This is a genomic window from Celeribacter sp. (assembly GCF_048270365.1).
Lineage (GTDB): Bacteria > Pseudomonadota > Alphaproteobacteria > Rhodobacterales > Rhodobacteraceae > Celeribacter.
Map to the genome: position 1 here is coordinate 1 of NZ_JBLWTA010000015.1, position 16912 is coordinate 16912.

Genomic DNA, 16912 nt, shown 5'->3' on the forward strand with positions numbered 1-16912 from the left:
TAATCAAACCAACCAGATGAGCCAGACCCTCTCTTAGATCAGGCCGCTAACTGCCCCAAAAACTCTGACGACGGACAAGCGATAGTCAGATGCGCGACTTCAATTCGGACCACAGCATTGGCTCCGCTCGATGAGCCGATGCGCTTCTATACTCTATCGATTGAATAGCGAGACGCCTTGCCTCTGAAGTTTCCTCGGCGTCTCATACTCTGGGTCGCGATGCGGGCCTGAGAAAAACTCGGCACGACGTGTATGCGTGACGCTTTACTGGCACGCGGATAAGACGACAGAGCCTCTCCAGAGTTGCACATCATAGACAGCTATTGCGACGCACCATCACATGACTATCATATGCGACACCTGACAGTATATTTCGGAATAAAGACATAAAGCGCATGGGATCGAACTCTGACACGCAAGACCAGATACGCGAAATCGCATGGATGCATTACGTTGGCGGCCTGACACAGGCGCAAATCGCCACGCGTCGCGGTCTGAGCAAGATGAAAGTCCATCGCTTCGTGCAAGCCGCCCATGAACAGGGGCTGGTCAAGATTTTCGTGAACAATGTCCCGACGAATTGCATGGAGCTCGAAAGCCGCCTGATCGAGGATTACGGTCTGTCGAGCTGTACCATCGTCCCGGATGTGAACGAACTCCAGACTATGGATATTTCGATGCCTGCCGTCGCCAGCGCCGGGGCGCGGTTCCTGCATGGCCGGTTAGAAAACACGGATCAGATGATCCTCGGCATCGGGTCAGGGCGCACCATGTCCGCGATTGTCAAAGCCATGCCCGCGATCAAACGCAAGAAAGCGGAGTTCATTTCCGTCACTGGCGACTTTGCGGCCCTGAGTGACGCCAACCCGTTCGAAGTCATTCACGCCCTGATCGACAAGACCGAAGGCAAGGGGTACGCTTTTACCGCACCCTTGATCGTCGACAGCGAAGCGGACCGCAACCTGTTCCTGCGTCAACGCAGTATCCGGGAATCCTTTGATCGGTTGCGCGACGCCTCCATGATCATGATAGGCGTCGGGCATGTCGGCCCCGGCTCGTTTTTTCGGTCTTTCGGTCTGATCACCGATGCCGAACAGGGCGACATGATCCGCCAGGGCGTGGCCGCCGACCTTGCAGGCAATCTGATCGACGATACAGGCGCCTTTATCGACAGCGGCATCGCAAAACGCATGTTGGGGATGGAGCGCGACCTGATGCATGACCGCGAAATCGTCGCCGTCTGCGCCGGGATTGAGAAATGGCAAGCGGCCCGTGCGGCGCTGCGCTCGGGCCTGCTCAATGGCTTCATTTCATCCTATAGCGTGGCCCAGCGTATTCTCGACGCCGAGTAGCGGCCTCTTTTAGGCTTTCGGCTTGAGCTTGGCCTGTTCCAGAGACCAATATTCCATGTCGAACAGATCACGCTCGTTGAGCGGTGTGAAACGCCCGATCCCTTCTGCGGCCAAAACGATCCGCGCGGTTTGTTCGGCCAGATCGGCGGCCACACCGGCCTCTTTGGGCGTCCGCCCGATGCCGACAATCCCAAGCCCCCGGATCAGCGCCACACGCGGCAACGGATCGAGCATGGTTTTCGGCTCGTCGGCATGGGGCGCATTGCGATTAAAATAGGCCTCGTACCATGCCGCGAAATCTTTGATCGCCGCGCGCCAGTCTTCGACGCCGAATGTCGCCTCGCCGATGACCGGACGGGGCTTGATGCGGATGACGTGATCCGGTGTCGCGGTGCCGCGCCCGGTGATCTCCGCCAATCCCTGCAGCGCCAGAAAACGGTCATTCGCATCGCTGAGACGCAAATCGAGCGCCAGACTGTCCGCAAAAAATCCCCATTCTTTCAAAGCACCCCGCAGCGCCGCCACCGAGGTATGCGCTTCCGGGTCCTGCGCCTTCGTGCCGACTTCTTCGGGCAACAAGGCCGCGCCTTTCGCGGCAAGATACTCTTCGCACATCGTCGTATAGCGCAGAATGCGCTCGTAAGAGGTGTGGGCATCGTCGCCAAAGGAGAACAGGCCGTGGTTCACCAGAAACTGCCCCGACGTTCCCGCGCCCTCTTGGACATGGATTTGATCCGCCGCGTGCGAGAGTTTGAAACCGGGCATGACATAGGGCACGATGCTCAGCTCATCGCCGAAAATCTCGCGGGCGCGCTCGGCGGCGTCCGGTTGATTGGCAATGGCCAGCGCCGCACAGGAATGGGTGTGGTCGACGAATTTCGCCGGCAAAAATGCGTGCAGCAAGGCCTCCACCGACGGGTTCGGCCCGCTTTGGTCCAACATCTCGCGGCGCAGGAAAGCGACCATCTCTTCGTCCGACATCGTCGCCGTCTTGCGGGCCTCCAACAGCGGATCGAGCCACATCGCGGGCAGACCCGGCTCCTCAATGGTCGCCAAGTCCCAACCGGAGCCCTTCACATGGATGACATCCTGCTCGGCGCCGTTCTCGTCGCGCCGCCGGGTTTTGACCGAGGTGTTGCCCCCGCCGTGCAGCACCAGATCCGGCTCCTGCCCGATCAACTGCGACGTGTAGACCCGCATCGCGAGATCCTGTTCTGCCGGATCATCCCCCGCCGCCCGACGCAAACGCTCTGCTTCCGCTTCGTCCCAAAGAGACTTCATAATCACATGTCCTTTTCCATAATTACTGTTTCACACGCGCCCCCGCCGGACGCCAGATCGGCTCCAACCCGGAGGCCTCACCAAGATCGCGCAGGCCGTCAGTCACCTCAGACCAACGCGCTTTCAACGGCGCATAGACCGCCATATTGTCCGGATCGGGCACCACGCGGCGTTCGATCGGGCTGGCCATTGCCGCAACCGCCTCGTCCAGCGTCGCAAACAGTCCCGCCCCCACAGCCGCCAACATGGCGCACCCCAGCGCGGTGGTTTCCTTGACCACCGGAATCTCAATGTCCCGTCCCGTCACATCCGCAATGATCTGTGGCCAAAGCGTGCCCTGGCTCGATCCACCCGTAAATTGCAGCGTGTCATAGCGCTGCCCCGACAGAGCTTCGAGCGTCTCAAGGTGACGATTGGCCAAGAAGGCCCCCGCCTCCATGACAGAGCGCGCCACCTGTCCAAGCGCCAGCCCCGGCGCGTTCAGATCGAGGCCCAGAAAACTCAGCGGCGGCTGTTTCCACGCATCCGATTGCATCGGACAGGCCGTGGCGGCAATCGCCCCAGCGGAGCCCGCAGGCGTGTCTTGCGCCAGCTTTTCAATCAGATCGAAGGCGTCAACCTCGCCGCCAGAAAGCTTTAACAAAGGCTCAAAAAACGCATCCCGAACCCAGCGCAGCGCAAAGCCGCTCAGAAATCCGATCCCTTCGACCATCCATTCTTCCGGGCGCGCATGGCACAGCGTGCGCGGCCCGAAAGCCGGATCGACCAGCGGCTGATCCGACAGGATCGTCATCTGCCAAAAGCTTCCGCCCACCAAAGTCGCCTGACCGGCCCGACGGCCCAGCCCCAGAAGTGCAAGCTGCGTGTCGCCGCCGCCCGCGACCACCGGCGTACCGGGGGCCAAACCACAACGCGCGGCGGCCTCTGCGGTGACGTCACCAATCTTGGTCCCGGCCTCGACCACCGGCGGCACGATCTCTGACGACAGCCCGATCAATCCAAGCAACTCTTCGGACCAGCCGCGCTGTGAGAGATCGAAAAGCGCACTCGACGAGCCCGCCGTGGGTTCGGTCACATAGGCGCCCGTCAGCCGGGTCGCCATCCAGTCGGAAATCATCCCGAGGCGATGCACACGCGCGAACACATCAGGTCGATTGTCACGCAGCCAATGCAACCGCGCAGGCGCCGTGATCGACACCCAATCGCCACCGCGACGGTAAATCTCATCCGAAATGCCCGCTTCGGTCAGCGCCTCGGCCTGAGCCTGCGCGCGCCCATCGACATTCGGACAGGCCCAAAGCACCTCGCCCGCATCGTCGTAAAGCACGATCCCTTCACGCATCGAGGTCGTAGACACAGCGGCGATCTCCCCGGCGGAGATTTCAGCGGCGGCAATCGCCCGGGCAATCACGCGGTCAATCAGCGCGCCATTGGGCCCGGTCGTGAAATCCAGACCGCCGGGGACACCCTCCACCGCCGGATGCCCCCATTCCTCCTGGGCGCTTCCGACAATCTCACCTCGCGTGTTGTAAATAATCGCGCGCCCGCTGCCAGTGCCGGCATCGACCGCCATCACATAGGCTGTCTTCATCATGTCCTCCCTGACGATGCCTCCCCGCACCGTCTCGAAATGTCTCGCATTCTGCCTCAGTTACATGAGTTTCTGAGTTTTTCCCCTTTCAGAAAACGCGCCAGATCTTCTGCGATCTGTTCGGCGGCGAATGTCGCCACGCGGCGCGATGCACCGGCAATATGAGGCGTCAGGGTGACATTGGGCAATCGCAACAATTCATCGTCTTTTTTAGGCGGCTCCACCTCGAAAGTATCAAGCGCCGCGCCGCCGAGATGTCCGCTTAGCAAAGCCTCGCAAAGCGCTGGTTGGTCGACCAGTTCACCCCGCGCCGAGTTCACCAGAACTGCGCCTTTTTTCATCTTCGCGATCCGCTCCTCCGAGATGATCCCCATCGTCTCTGGCGTCACCCGCGCATGGATGCTCAGAATATCGGATTGCGCAATCAGATCGTCGATTTCGACCTGTTCGACGCCGTCAATGCCATCCTGCACGGTCAGTTTCGCATAGGGATCGCAGATCAAGATCCGGCAGCCGAAGGGTTTGAGCAGACGCACCACCCGCTGTCCGATATGGCTGTACCCCAAAAGCCCGACGGTCAGATCCGACAACTCGTCGCCGGTGCGGTCGTAACGGTAGAGATCGCCGCGCCAGATGCCTTGGGACAGCCCGGCATGGCCCAGGGTGATGCGGCGCACATTGGCGAGGATTGCCCCGACTGTAAACTCCGCCACGGCGGAGGCGTTGCGACCGGGGACATTGCACACGGTCACATTCCGGGCGCGGGCCGCTTCCATGTTGATATTGGTCGGCCCGCCGCGCGAAACACCGATGAATTTCAGGCGCGGTGCTTTTTCCAAAAGCTCTGCGGTCACAGGCGCCAGATGCGTCACCAGAACCTCTGCCTCCGCCAGCATGGCTTCGAGATCCTTGGGGTTGCCGCTGTATTCCTTGATTTCCGTTCCCGCCGGTCCGTCATGCGCAAAGAACGGCACCTCGGGCCATTGCAAATCGCGCGTGACCACCTCGCATTCCGCGCCAATCGCATCGCGCACCGCAGTCTCAAAAACCGCCGAGGTGATGAATTGATCGCCAATGGCGGCAATCTTCAGTTTTTCCATGTCGTCCTCCCATTCCATGTCTTACACATGTTATAAATAACTTGACTGATATTAATTTCATGTCAAGGTCATTTATGCGGCTGCCGGTCCGGGAGGAAACAGGGCCCAGCCCAAAGGGAGGAAAATATGAACAGCAAAACTCAGATGAATAATCGGACAAAACCGCAAAGCACGGGGGCCACGCTGTCGCGGCGCCAAGTTTTGGGTGGTGGTATGGGACTGGCGGTCGGCGCCGCTTTGGGCAGTGGCGTGCTATCAGCGCGTGCCTATGCGCAGGCGGGCGAGACCATCACCGTGCTGATGTCCCAGCCTCAGGTGGGCGGCGCCCGAATTGTCGCCGCGGCTTTCGAGGCGGAAACCGGCGTGAAGGTGGAGATCGTCCCCGTACCACTCGACCAGATTCAGCAGCAACTCACCCTCGACCTGCAATCCGGCGCGAAACGATTCGACGCCTTTGACTATTGGTATATTTCGAAAGGCTCGCTGGTCGAAACCGGCGTTCTTGAGGACATAACCGACCGAATCGAAGCCGACGCGGACGAAATCATGCCGGAGGATTTCATCGCGACCGTCTACGATCCCTACAGCCTCTATAATGACCGTCGTTACGCCCTGCCCTTCGATGGCGACACTCATGCGCTGTTCTACAACACCGAGATTTTCGAGCGAAACGGTCTGACGCCCCCGAAAACATGGGATGAGGTCATCACCACATCCGAGGCCATCACCAAGGCCGAAAGCGCCAATGGCATCTATGGCATGGCCTTGATGGGCATTCGTGCCCCGCTTCAGAACATTTCTGTCTTTGCCAACCGCCTAGCCAACTATGGCGGCGAATTTCTCGATGCGGATGGGCGTCCGGCGCTCGACAGCGACGCCGCGCTCATGGCGGCCCAGAACCTTGTTGCCACGGTGCCCTCGGCTTTGCCGACACCTGCGGAAACCGGCTTTGATCAGGCGCTCACCGCCTTTGTCGGCGGACGCGCCGCAATGACCGAAGGCTGGATCGACCTCGGCGCCTATTCCGAAGACAATGAGACCTCGAAGATCGCCGGAAAATGGGACGTGGTGCAATTGCCTGTCGGCGGCAGCCAGACCGAAAGTCGCGCGCCGCTCAACGCGGGATGGGCGCTTGGCATCGCGGCCTATGGCAGCAAGAAAGACCTTGCCTGGGAGTTCATCAAACTGGCGTCTTCGGCGCAGATGCATCTCGACTTGCTGACCACCACCGGCTCCGGCATCGATCCGACCCGCATCTCCGCTCTGACCAGCCCGGAGTACGAGGCCTTCAACGCCCGAAGCCAACGGGCCGCGAGCGCCTCGCTCAATGGGGCGATGGCCTGGCCCACCGGACCGCAAGCGCCGCGCATGCTCGAAAGCCTGTCTGAACAGCTCGCCATCATGATCTCCGGCGAAAGCACGCCCGAAAAGGCGATGGAGCTGGCGCAGAAAAGCTGGGAACGCCTGCTGCGTTAAGCCCCCTGCGGACAGGACCTGCCTCTTGGACGCGCATCGCGGATGCCGCGCCCAAGGGGTGTAATTTCATGAATGACAACACAGAGGAGGCCCCATGATGGCGACGCCACCGGCAGCTTCTTTCGGATCAGATCGCGGCGCAAACCAGCGCAAGCGTGCGGAATGGGGCATGACCCTGCCCTTGATGGCCGGGCTTGCGATTTTCGCGGGCTACCCTTTGGTGTACCTCGTGCTTCTGGCCTTTTCCCGCTCCGATCTCGGTCAACAGTTTCAGGGCTTTGTGGGCCTCGAAAATTTTGATTGGGCGCTCAGCGGCACGAATTTTTCGGGCTCCGTGGGCCATGCCATCCTGTTCGCGCTGATCGTATCCTTGGTGCAACTGGCGCTTGGGCTCTACCTTGCGGTGATCCTGAGCAAAATCGTGCGTGGCGGGCGGTGGCTTCGGACCATCGTGCTTTTGCCACTGATGACACCGCCGGTGATGGTCGGGATCGCCTGGAAGCTGATCCTCAACCCGTCAGGCGGCTGGCTGAACGGCATCTTGCTGCGCACCGGGCTGATCGACGCTCCGATTTCGTTTTTCGGCAACTATGACCTCGCCTTTCCGGCAATCATGCTGGCGGACACATGGCAATGGACACCGCTGATCGTGATCCTGTGCTTTGCGATCCTGCAAGGCGTGCCGCATGACGTCGAAGAGGCCGCCGCCCTCGATGGCGCCTATCCGAAACGGATTTTCTGGACCGTCACCCTGCCGATGATCGCGCCTGCGCTGCTCTCCGTCTACCTGCTGCGGGTGATCATGGCACTCAAGACCTTTGATCTGGTCTATACGCTCACTTTCGGCGGCCCCGGCAATGCCACCAACATCGCCACATTCGAGATCTGGAAAACCGCGCTGCGGGAATTCGATGTCGGCCTCGCCGCGGCCCAGACGCTGATGTTCGCGATCACCGTTTCTGTCGTCACCCTGCCCATCGTTTTGCTGCACAATCATCTGGAGAAACGTCGATGACCGCCTCTGTTCAGGACACCCGCACGGATCGCCTGATCCGGTTCGGCTTTCTGGCCGCGATGCTGATCTTTTTCGCGCTGCCCATCGTCTACCTGTTCTCAACCTCGTTCAAAACGCCCGACGATGTGTTGCAAGGTCGGCTCCTGCCAGAGGCCGCGACGCTCAAAAATTACCCCAATGCCTTCGCGCATGTCCCGGTGCTGCGCATGATTTGGAACTCGGTCGCCGTGGCGCTTTTGAGCGGGGTGATCACGCTGGTGATCGCGGTGCCTGCGACCTATGCCACGATCAAACTCGGCGCCTTTCGCAGGACCGTCCCCAACATCACGCTGGCCTCTTATGCCGCGCCCCCGATTATCGCGCTGATCCCGCTGTTCTATCTGTTGCAAACCGCACAGCTGATGGACAGCATTCCGGGCCTTGCGCTGGTTCACGGGCTGATGAACCTGCCCGTCGCTTTTTGGTTGCTCAAGAGTTTTGTCAGCGACATCCCGGCAGAGATCGACGAAGCCGCCTGGATCGACGGCGCAGGCTATTGGCACACGCTCTTCGCGGTGATCCTGCCGCTGATTTTCCCCGGCATTCTGGCCACCGCACTGATCTGTATCATCCTGTCTTACAACGAGTTTCTTTTTGCCTCGGCCCTGACGTTCAGCGAAGCGAGCCGCACGATCACGGTCGGCATGTCGCTCTTTCAGGGCGAGCGACTGGTGAATTTCGGACAGATGGCGGCGGCCTCCTTCACCGGCATGGTGCCGATCTACCTCATCGCATTCTTGTTTCAGAAACATCTCGTCGGCGGCCTGACACAGGGAAGCATCAAATAGCGCGCGCCCTGCGACGCCACCATACTTGGGAGGAGAACCCATGGTCTCAATCAACATCCAGAACCTCGAAAAACACTACGGCAAGGTTAAGGCACTTCACGGGCTGAACCTTGAGATCGACGATGGCGAATTCATCGTGCTCGTCGGCCCCTCAGGCTGTGGCAAGTCGACCCTGCTGCGCTGTGTGGCCGGGCTGAACCCGATCTCGGGCGGCGATATTCTGTTCGACGGCACGCCGGTCGGCCACCTGCCGCCGCAAGAACGCGATCTGTCGATGGTGTTTCAAAACTATGCGCTCTACCCGCATCTGACGGTGGCGCAAAATCTCGCCTTCGGCCTCAAGGTGCGCAAGACCTCCGCAGAGGAGATCGAAAAGCGGGTGAAATGGGCTGCCGACATTCTGGCCATCACCCCTTATCTCGACCGCCGCCCGCGCGCCTTGTCAGGCGGGCAACGTCAAAGGGTGGCCATGGGCCGCGCTATGGTCAAACATTCCAACGCCTTCCTGTTCGACGAACCGCTGTCGAACCTCGACGCCCAGCTTCGCGTCCAGATGCGCAAGGAAATCCGCGCCCTGCAACAGCGGATCGGCGTGACCTCGATCTACGTGACCCACGATCAGGTCGAAGCGATGACCATGGGGGACCGTATCGTGGTGATGAAGGACGGGCGGATCGAACAGGTCGGCAGCCCGGCCGAGCTTTACACTGCGCCGAGAACCCGCTTTGTCGCGGGGTTCATCGGCTCGCCGCAGATGAGCTTTGTCACCGCGCAGGCTGACGGGCATCAGATGACACTGAGCGACGGCACGGTTCTGACCAGCGCCACCGCCGCGACAGGCGCGGTCACCCTTGGCATCCGACCTGAACATTTCCTCGATGGCACCTCCGAGGCCAACCGGCTGACCCTCGATGTGACCAATCAACAGGTTGTCGGCACCTCGACGAGCTATTTCGCCACTCTTGGCGACGGTGAGATCGAGGTGATCCGGCAAGGCAGTGACACGGAACGCCCTGCGACCCTCGCGCTTGGCATTCGGCCCGAACACATCATGGTTTTTGGCAAAGACGATCATCGCATCGCGGCCTAAAGCACCACAAAGCGAGACATAAAAAAGCCCCCGCAATGCGGGGGCTTTTTCTTGGGACCTGGATCGTTCACTCAGGGTATGTGCGGATCGGTTTCAAGTCGATAGCGTGGCCAGTGCCGGATTCAAGGATCACCTTCAGTTGCGGCTCGCTGTCGAGGTAATAGAACTCGATGGTCTCGCCGATGCGCCCACCCATGAGCATCTTCGCGCCCGCCGCATCCATGTCCTTCTTGAACTGGTCAGCGGCGCCCTGACCATGTTTCATCACGGCGACATGGTGCAGGCCCTCACCATGTTCTTCGAGCCATTCCTTGTAGATCGAGTCGCCCTCAAGCGGCTGGATCAACTCGTAACACATGTCACCCACCATCACCTCGGCGCAGAGCATCGAATAGGTGGCAGGCTTGCCGTGCAGATGGGTGTCATGCAGCACGGGAGCAGTGTGTTCGTACACATTCCACGGTCCCCAGCCCAAAAGTTGATGATACATTTTCATCGTCGCATCCAGATCGCGCACGACGACACCGATCTGAGTGATTTTGGTTTCCTCGGACATTCCTATCTCCTCCTTTGGAATGAATTTGCGGGCGGGGGATCAGCCCCGGCCCATTTTGCGTGTGATGGCATCGAGAGCGACGGCGATCACCACGATCGCACCCGTAACCACCTGTTGCAGGTAGACATCGACACCGCCCAGCACGATCACATTACCGATCACCGCGATGATGGCCGCGCCCAGAAGTGCGCCCCAGATCGTGCCAATGCCGCCCGTGGTGGCGATCCCGCCGATGACAGGCGCGGCAATCGACGGCAAAAGCCAAGATTGCCCCATCGAGGCCTGCGCCGACACAAGGCGGAAGCACAACAACATCCCCGCCAGCCCGGCCAGTGCGCCCGCCACGGCATAGGCGGTGATGCGGACACGTTGTTCGTGGATTCCGATGATCTTGGCGGCCTCGCGACTGTTGCCCACGGCATAAAGGCGGCGCCCGTAGACCGTTTTCGTGGTCAGGAACAGGATCACGAGAAACACGCCCGCCATGATATAGACCGGCACCGGCACCCCCATGAGCGTGCCGCCCCCCAGAACCGTCACCTCTTTCGGCAGGCCCACGATGGTACGGCCCTTGGTGATCCAGAGATTGAGACCCGAATAGACACTGAGCATGCCGATGGTCACCACCAGTGAGTTCAGGTTGAACATGGTGATGATCGTGCCATTCACTGCGCCGGCAATGGCCCCGACCGCCAACCCCGCCGAGATGGCGAGCGCCGGATCGAGCTGCGCATCGACCAAAAGCTTGGTGCAGACGATGCCACACAGCCCCGCGATGGCCCCGATGGAGACGTCAATGTCGCCGAGCAAAAGCAACAGGCCCTGCGCGATGGCCACGATGCCGATAAAGGCGAGATCGCGGGAAATGATCGTCATGTTGTAGCTTGTCAGGAATTGCGGCGCGACCAGAGACGCAACCACACAGATCACCACAAAAGCGATCAGAACCCCGACGATCTGGCCGCCGCCTTTCAGATTGAAACCTCGTCTCTGCGTCATGTTCACCAGCCCGTCAGACATGGGCATCCTCCCTGTTTGCGGCCGTCGCATCAAAGGCGCCGCCCGTGTTGATAATCGAGGACAGCAAGCGCTCTTCGCTCATCTCATCCGCCGCGATCTCCGCATTGATCCGCCCGTCATAAAGGCTCAGAACTCGGTTGCTGCATTTCAACAGCTCTTCGATCTCCGAGGAGATCAGCACCACGGCGATCTGTTGGTCCTCGGCGACCTGTTGCATCAGGCGGTAAATTTCGTCCTTGGCGTTGACGTCGATGCCGCGCGTCGGTTCGTCAAAAATCATCACCCGCGGGTTGGCCATGAGGCCGCGCCCGATCAGCACCTTTTGCTGATTGCCGCCGCTGAGGTTCATGATCTTGGTCTCGGATGAGGCGGTTTTGACCCGATAGTCACCGATGATCTTAGCTGTGGCCTCTGCCTCGCGCGCATTGGACACCACACCCAGTCGCGCCACGTCCCGCAACAGACCTGCGCCGACGTTCTGGCGCACCGACATATGCGGGAAAATCCCATGTGCCTTGCGTTCCTCAGAGAGATACATCACCCCTTTGGAAATCGCGCGGGCCGGTTTGTTGAACACCCATGGCTCACCGTCAAACCACGCCTGCCCTGCCGTCGGCTTGCGCATCCCGAAGAGCGTTTGCAGAACTTCGGAACGCCCGGCGCCCACCAGCCCGGCAAACCCCAGGACCTCACCCGCGTGAAGATCGAAAGAAACCTCTTCGAAGCCATCGCCAGACAGCCCCTCGACCCGGAACACTGGGGCGCCACGCGGGGTGCGCGGACGGTAGAGCGTGCTCAGGTCCATCTCCTTGCCGGTCATCTTGGAGACGATCCAGGCCTCTGAGACCTTCTCGCCATCGGAATTGCCGACCACACAGCCGTTGCGCAGAACGGAGACCACGGAATGCAGCCGCATCACCTCGTCGAGCCGATGGGTGATAAAGACAATCGCCGTGCCGCGGGCCTGCAACTCTTCGAAAATCGCAAAGAGCCGTTCAATCTCGGTCGCGGTCAATGAGGCGGTCGGCTCATCGAGGATGAGAATATCGGATCGGCGGCTCGCCAGCGCGCGGGCGATTTGCAAAAGCTGCTTTTCAGCCACCGAAATGTCCCGCACCAGATCCTCCGGCGCACAGGTCATTTTCAAATCATCGAGAAAGGGCCGCGCCGCCTCTTCAAGCGCCTTGCGCCGAAACAGCGCGCCATTTTCCAGCGGCAGGAACATGTTTTCCGCGACTGTCATATGGTCGAAAAGGTTCAACTCCTGCGGCACATAACCGATCGCCGGAGGTGCCTCGCCATCGTGGTGCAAATCGCCCTCATCGGGTCGGTAGATGCCGGTCAGCACCTTGACCAGCGTGCTTTTCCCCGCGCCATTTTCGCCGACGATGCAATGCACTTCGCCGCGTTCGAACCGCAAATCCACCGCATCCAGCGCGATCACACCGGGAAAGCGCTTGGTGATGCCACGGGCTTCCAAAAGACTCATATCGATCTCCCTGAGATTGGCCTGAGAAGGAGACCGGGGCATCGCAGGGATGCGCCCGGTCGATGTTCTGAAACCGGATCTTAGAAGCCGTCGATATTGCCTTCGGCCACCATGTCAGGCGTCATGTAGCCGATGCCCGTGTCGATCCAGGACGGCGTTTCCACGCCCATGTTCTGAAGCATCAGCGCCACCGTGGACCATTCGCCGATCATGCGCGGGCGGGTGGCAATCGACAGATCGAGCACCCCGTCACGCATCAGTTCCTGAAGCTGCGGCACATCGTCGATACCGACGAATTGCACCTCGCCGACACGCCCCGCTTCGCGCAGCGCGAGCCCCACACCAACGGGACCGGCGGCATCCACCACGGCGATGGCATCGAGATCGGCATTGGCCGCCAACATGCGCGAGGCTTCGGTCTGGGCCTTTTGCACATCGTCATAATCAAAGCCCTCGTCGACGATCTCGACATCCGGGTATTGCGCGAACAGGTCCGTCAGCGCCTTGTAACGGTCCGCATGGGCGGAGTTGGTCGGCACACCGTGCAGGATCGCGATCTTGCCCTTGTTGTCGATCCGCTTCAAAAGTTCCTCGCCCAAAATCCGCCCCTGATCGTAGAAATCGTTGGAGATATAGGTGAATTGCGAGCCCTGCGGCGCGGTTGAGACAAAAAGCACGACCGGGATGCCGCGATCACGGGCTTCGTTGAGGATCGGCATGCTGGCATTCACGTCGATGGCATCGATAGCGATGCCGTCGGGTTTGGTCGCGATGGCACGCTCCAAAAGCGTGTTTTGTTCGACCAGATCGGCCTGCGCCGGGGCTTGGTAATCGATGGTGATCTTGGTGCCGAGCTGGGCGCTCAGCTGTTCCGCGGAGTCCGCCGCCGCGTCGTGAACGATGTCGAACCACGCCTGCGCCAAGATCGGAATCATCACAAAGCGATATTCGTCCTTGATCTCAGGAACTGCGTCTTGAGCCGATACGCTTGTTGCGCCCAACGTTGTGCCAAACACAATACCACAGGCTGCGGCCGAAAGACCGCGCATAAGTTTTCTCATAGTTTCCTCCCATTGCGAGCATGCCTCCACGCATGCTCAGTTTCAGGCCCCTCTCCTCCAGAGAAACCAACTCCAATCCCGCGCCGGATATGCGCGCCTCTCGCCGGGGCTCCTCTCCCCAGCGCGAGTCTTTGGATGTTATTTATTTCATAAATGTTATTTATATAATATCAGCTGTCAAGAAACATTCTTCGCCACATCTTCAATCCCTCCGCCTATCCGTTCCAAAGGTGACGGCTTTCGGGGAGATATGGCATGTTATTCAACGCAGGACCTGTCCCACCCGGCTCTGCCTTAGACAGAGCTGCAGCACGTCGGACCGCATAAAAGCGGGCCCGATAAATTGAATGCCTTTCGAAAAGGCGGTATCTGCTTTTAAAGAGTACGCAAAGGTTTCGGAAAGGTCGCAATGTCCGTTTTAATCGTCATCCCCGCTCGCTATGGGTCAAGCAGATTGCCCGGAAAACCCATGTTCGACATCGCAGGTGTCAGCATGCTGGAGCGGGTTTGGAACATCGCGAAAGCGACGCGCGGCAACTCGCGGGTGGTGATCAGCACCGAAGATCAGCGCATCGTCGATCACGCCCAGAGTTTTGGCGCCGAGGCCATACTGACCGATGCGCAATGTCGCAACGGCACAGAGCGCTGTTACGCCACGCTCGAAGCGCTTGGGGCGACGGAAAGCGCCATCTTGAATTTTCAGGGCGATGCGGTTTTGACCCCGCCCTGGGTGCTTCAGGCGATGATCGACGAATTTGGCCAACCCGACAACGCCTTTGACATTGTGACCCCCGTCACCGCGTTGGACGATGCGATGCTGCGTGATCTGCGCAAAAGTAAGGAAGTCACCCCCGCAAGCGGCACCACCGCCGTCTTCGACAAACAGCGAAATGCTCTCTATTTCTCCAAACTCATCATGCCCTATGTGAGATCGCCCGGACACACGCAGACCTATCGCCATATCGGTCTGTACGGCTATCGCCCGGAAGCCTTGCGCAAATATGTCAACCTTGAGCCCTCGCCTCTGGAACTCACAGAGGGGCTTGAACAATTGCGGGCCTTGGAAAACGGCATGACAGTGCGCACTGTCATTGTCGACTACCACGGTCGCACCCATGCCTCTGTCGATGCCAAAGAGGATATCGCCATCGTCGAAGACATCATCCGGCGCGAGGGTGAGCTCGTTGACTGAGACCTGCGACACATCCCGTTTTGAGGCCAAGGCTGGGCTGACATTGGTTCTGGTCCGCCACGGCAACACCTTTGGCCCCGAAGATCGCGTGGTCTGGGTGGGCGCGCGCAGCGATATGCCTTTGGTGCACAAAGGGAAAGATCAGGCACAGCAATTGGGCAAAGCCTTCGCAGCCACCCGGATCAAACCGGATACGCTGATCTATGGCCCATTGCAGCGCACCACAGAAACCGCAGAGATTCTGGCCGAGCATGCGGGGTGGCAAAGCGTGCCCCGTCAGGCCTCGGAGGCGCTGCGCGAGATCGACTACGGTGTGTGGGAAGGCAAATCGAACGACGAGATCATTGCCCAATTTGGCCCGGATGAGATCACCCGATGGCAAAAGGACAGCATCTGGCCCGATGGGTTTGACTGGCATCCGAAACCGGATCGTATCGCGCAAGCCTGGAAAGAGATGATCGACGAGATTGTGGCAACGCATGGTCCCGACGCCACGGCAGTGATTGTGACCAGCAATGGCATTTTGAGACTGATCGCAGAACAATACGGGATTGCCCCACGTCAGGCGAAGGTGCTGACCGGGCATTTCTGTGTGATCGAGGCTGGCAAGGCGCTGTGCTGGAATCACAACCCTGCGGAGCCCTGCCCTCCCCTCACGTGAATGAGGAGCCCGACCGTTTTGTGCACGCGGGCCGCACAGGAGGGATTACGGCGTGTCGAGGCGCATCATCTCAGCAGGAAAAATCTCCCTGCTGTTGCCAATCGGCGCGTCGCTTTGCATCTGTTGGAACAAAAGCTGGAAAGCCGCTTTGGCCAAAGCGTCTTCATCCTGCCGCGCAATCACCACAGGATTGGGCAGAGAATGCAGCATCCCGTCATAATCGAACGCCCCGATCATCATCTCAGACGGGATCGAACCCGTGGTAAGTTTCAGCTGATAGAGCGCCCCTTCGAGCACCAGCAACGATGAACAGAGAATGGCCGCCGGCCTCTTTTGCGGGTCCTGCAGCAAAGCCTGCATCATCCGCTGCCCGGCCTCGACACTGTCCTCCTCATCGGACAAAAGCTGTGTGTCGTCGACGCCGAACTGCGCCTCTGCAATGGCGGCCCGAAACCCGTCCATCCGGGCCTGAACACTGGGAATATCCGGGTGACCACAGAGAAACGCGATATTTGCGACGCCAGATGAGATCATTTCGCGGGTGAGCTGACGTGCGCTGGCCTCGTGGTCGCTGGACACGACCGGAAAGCTCCGGACGTCATAATCGCGGTCGATCAGCACAAGCGGAACCGCCTTTGCGGACCTTTGCGCGGCCTGCGCCTGAAGCGGCGAACATGGCGCAACGACAAGCCCGTCCACACCACGCTCAAGCAAACTGCGCAACGCCTTTTGTTCGAGCTGCGGGCTCTCCCGGCTGGAGGTCGTGATCAGAACCAGATCTTCGGCGCGACAGTATTCCTCCAGACGCGCCATGATGCGGGCAAAGAAGGTGTTGGCCAGATCGGGGGCAATGAATCCGACGGTGCGGCTGCGGCTGGTCTTCAGATTGCGCGCGGTTTGGTTGATCGTGACCCCGTGTTTCGCCACATAGTCTGTGATGATTTTCTGGGCGCGTTTGCTGATCCGATATTGCTCCGCCCGCCCATTGAGCACCATCGTGATCGTCGTCCGCGAATACCCTGTGGCCTCTGAAATCTCCGAGATCGTTTTTGCCATGCTCACAGGTCCTTACACAGATCAGCGGCTTGTCAGCCTCATTGAGACCACAAGCCGCAACCACCAGATATAAATGGGGCGATACGCCCCGGGCACATGCCGGTCAGGCCCAGTGTGAAACCTGTTTGCTTGGCATGACTCCCTA

General features: G+C 59.8%; 15 protein-coding genes. 7 read left to right on the plus strand and 8 right to left on the minus strand.

Going from position 1 to position 16912, the window contains the following annotated elements:
• The first annotated feature begins 395 nt into the window (after positions 1-395).
• A complete protein-coding gene (locus ACN0X0_RS17425; RefSeq protein WP_417263481.1) occupies positions 396-1352 on the plus strand; it encodes a sugar-binding transcriptional regulator in 957 nt (318 codons plus the stop codon).
• 9 nt (positions 1353-1361) lie between these two features.
• Here the strand turns inward: ACN0X0_RS17425 and ACN0X0_RS17430 are convergent, their stop codons facing one another.
• Genes ACN0X0_RS17430 through ACN0X0_RS17440 form a run of 3 tightly spaced genes read right to left on the minus strand, consistent with a single transcriptional unit; the run spans position 1362 to position 5324 of the window.
• Positions 1362-2633, minus strand: a complete 1272-nt coding sequence (locus ACN0X0_RS17430) for a class II aldolase/adducin family protein (protein WP_417280193.1) — start codon at positions 2631-2633, stop codon at positions 1362-1364.
• Between the two features lie 22 nt (positions 2634-2655).
• The gene (locus tag ACN0X0_RS17435) at positions 2656-4224 is read right to left on the minus strand and encodes an FGGY family carbohydrate kinase (protein WP_417280194.1); all 1569 of its coding nucleotides are present in this window, start codon (positions 4222-4224) and stop codon (positions 2656-2658) included.
• Positions 4225-4280: 56 nt separating this feature from the next.
• The gene (locus ACN0X0_RS17440) at positions 4281-5324 is read right to left on the minus strand and encodes a 2-hydroxyacid dehydrogenase (protein WP_417280195.1); all 1044 of its coding nucleotides are present in this window, start codon (positions 5322-5324) and stop codon (positions 4281-4283) included.
• A 126-nt stretch (positions 5325-5450) separates the two neighbouring features.
• Between ACN0X0_RS17440 and ACN0X0_RS17445 the strand changes: the two genes are divergently transcribed.
• The 4 genes from ACN0X0_RS17445 (at position 5451) to ACN0X0_RS17460 (ending at position 9732) form a co-directional block, all read left to right on the plus strand.
• Positions 5451-6800: an extracellular solute-binding protein gene (locus ACN0X0_RS17445; RefSeq protein WP_417280196.1), complete on the plus strand. Its 1350-nt coding sequence runs from the start codon at positions 5451-5453 to the stop codon at positions 6798-6800.
• A 94-nt stretch (positions 6801-6894) separates the two neighbouring features.
• Positions 6895-7815, plus strand: a complete 921-nt coding sequence (locus ACN0X0_RS17450) for a carbohydrate ABC transporter permease (protein WP_417280197.1) — start codon at positions 6895-6897, stop codon at positions 7813-7815.
• Complete coding sequence (locus tag ACN0X0_RS17455; RefSeq protein ID WP_043869034.1) at positions 7812-8642, plus strand: carbohydrate ABC transporter permease; 831 nt, start codon at positions 7812-7814, stop codon at positions 8640-8642. The genes ACN0X0_RS17450 and ACN0X0_RS17455 overlap by 4 nt, the downstream gene beginning before the upstream one ends.
• Positions 8643-8682: 40 nt before the next feature.
• On the plus strand, positions 8683-9732 hold the full coding sequence (locus ACN0X0_RS17460) for an ABC transporter ATP-binding protein (protein WP_417280198.1): 1050 nt from the start codon (positions 8683-8685) through the stop codon (positions 9730-9732).
• A 67-nt stretch (positions 9733-9799) separates the two neighbouring features.
• Here ACN0X0_RS17460 and ACN0X0_RS17465 read toward each other — a convergent pair whose 3' ends face one another.
• The 4 genes from ACN0X0_RS17465 to ACN0X0_RS17480 form a co-directional block, all read right to left on the minus strand.
• Positions 9800-10288: a VOC family protein gene (locus tag ACN0X0_RS17465; protein WP_321367322.1), complete on the minus strand. Its 489-nt coding sequence runs from the start codon at positions 10286-10288 to the stop codon at positions 9800-9802.
• Positions 10289-10327: 39 nt separating this feature from the next.
• On the minus strand, positions 10328-11308 hold the full coding sequence (locus ACN0X0_RS17470; RefSeq protein WP_417280199.1) for an ABC transporter permease: 981 nt from the start codon (positions 11306-11308) through the stop codon (positions 10328-10330).
• Positions 11301-12797 carry a sugar ABC transporter ATP-binding protein gene (locus tag ACN0X0_RS17475; protein WP_417280200.1) on the minus strand — a complete coding sequence of 499 codons (1497 nt, stop codon included), beginning with the start codon at positions 12795-12797 and terminating at the stop codon, positions 11301-11303. The genes ACN0X0_RS17470 and ACN0X0_RS17475 overlap by 8 nt, the downstream gene beginning before the upstream one ends.
• Before the next feature lie 80 nt (positions 12798-12877).
• The gene (locus ACN0X0_RS17480; protein ID WP_226553680.1) at positions 12878-13858 is read right to left on the minus strand and encodes a substrate-binding domain-containing protein; all 981 of its coding nucleotides are present in this window, start codon (positions 13856-13858) and stop codon (positions 12878-12880) included.
• A gap of 409 nt (positions 13859-14267) precedes the next feature.
• On the opposite strand from ACN0X0_RS17480, the gene kdsB reads away from it, so the two are divergent.
• Together kdsB and ACN0X0_RS17490 are read left to right on the plus strand one after the other, a co-directional pair.
• Entirely contained in the window at positions 14268-15050 is a 783-nt protein-coding gene (gene kdsB, locus ACN0X0_RS17485) for a 3-deoxy-manno-octulosonate cytidylyltransferase (RefSeq protein ID WP_417280201.1), read from the plus strand.
• On the plus strand, positions 15043-15711 hold the full coding sequence (locus ACN0X0_RS17490) for a histidine phosphatase family protein (protein ID WP_417280202.1): 669 nt from the start codon (positions 15043-15045) through the stop codon (positions 15709-15711). The genes kdsB and ACN0X0_RS17490 overlap by 8 nt, the downstream gene beginning before the upstream one ends.
• A 45-nt stretch (positions 15712-15756) precedes the next feature.
• Here ACN0X0_RS17490 and ACN0X0_RS17495 read toward each other — a convergent pair whose 3' ends face one another.
• The gene (locus ACN0X0_RS17495) at positions 15757-16767 is read right to left on the minus strand and encodes a substrate-binding domain-containing protein (protein WP_417280203.1); all 1011 of its coding nucleotides are present in this window, start codon (positions 16765-16767) and stop codon (positions 15757-15759) included.
• Positions 16768-16912 lie beyond the last annotated feature (145 nt).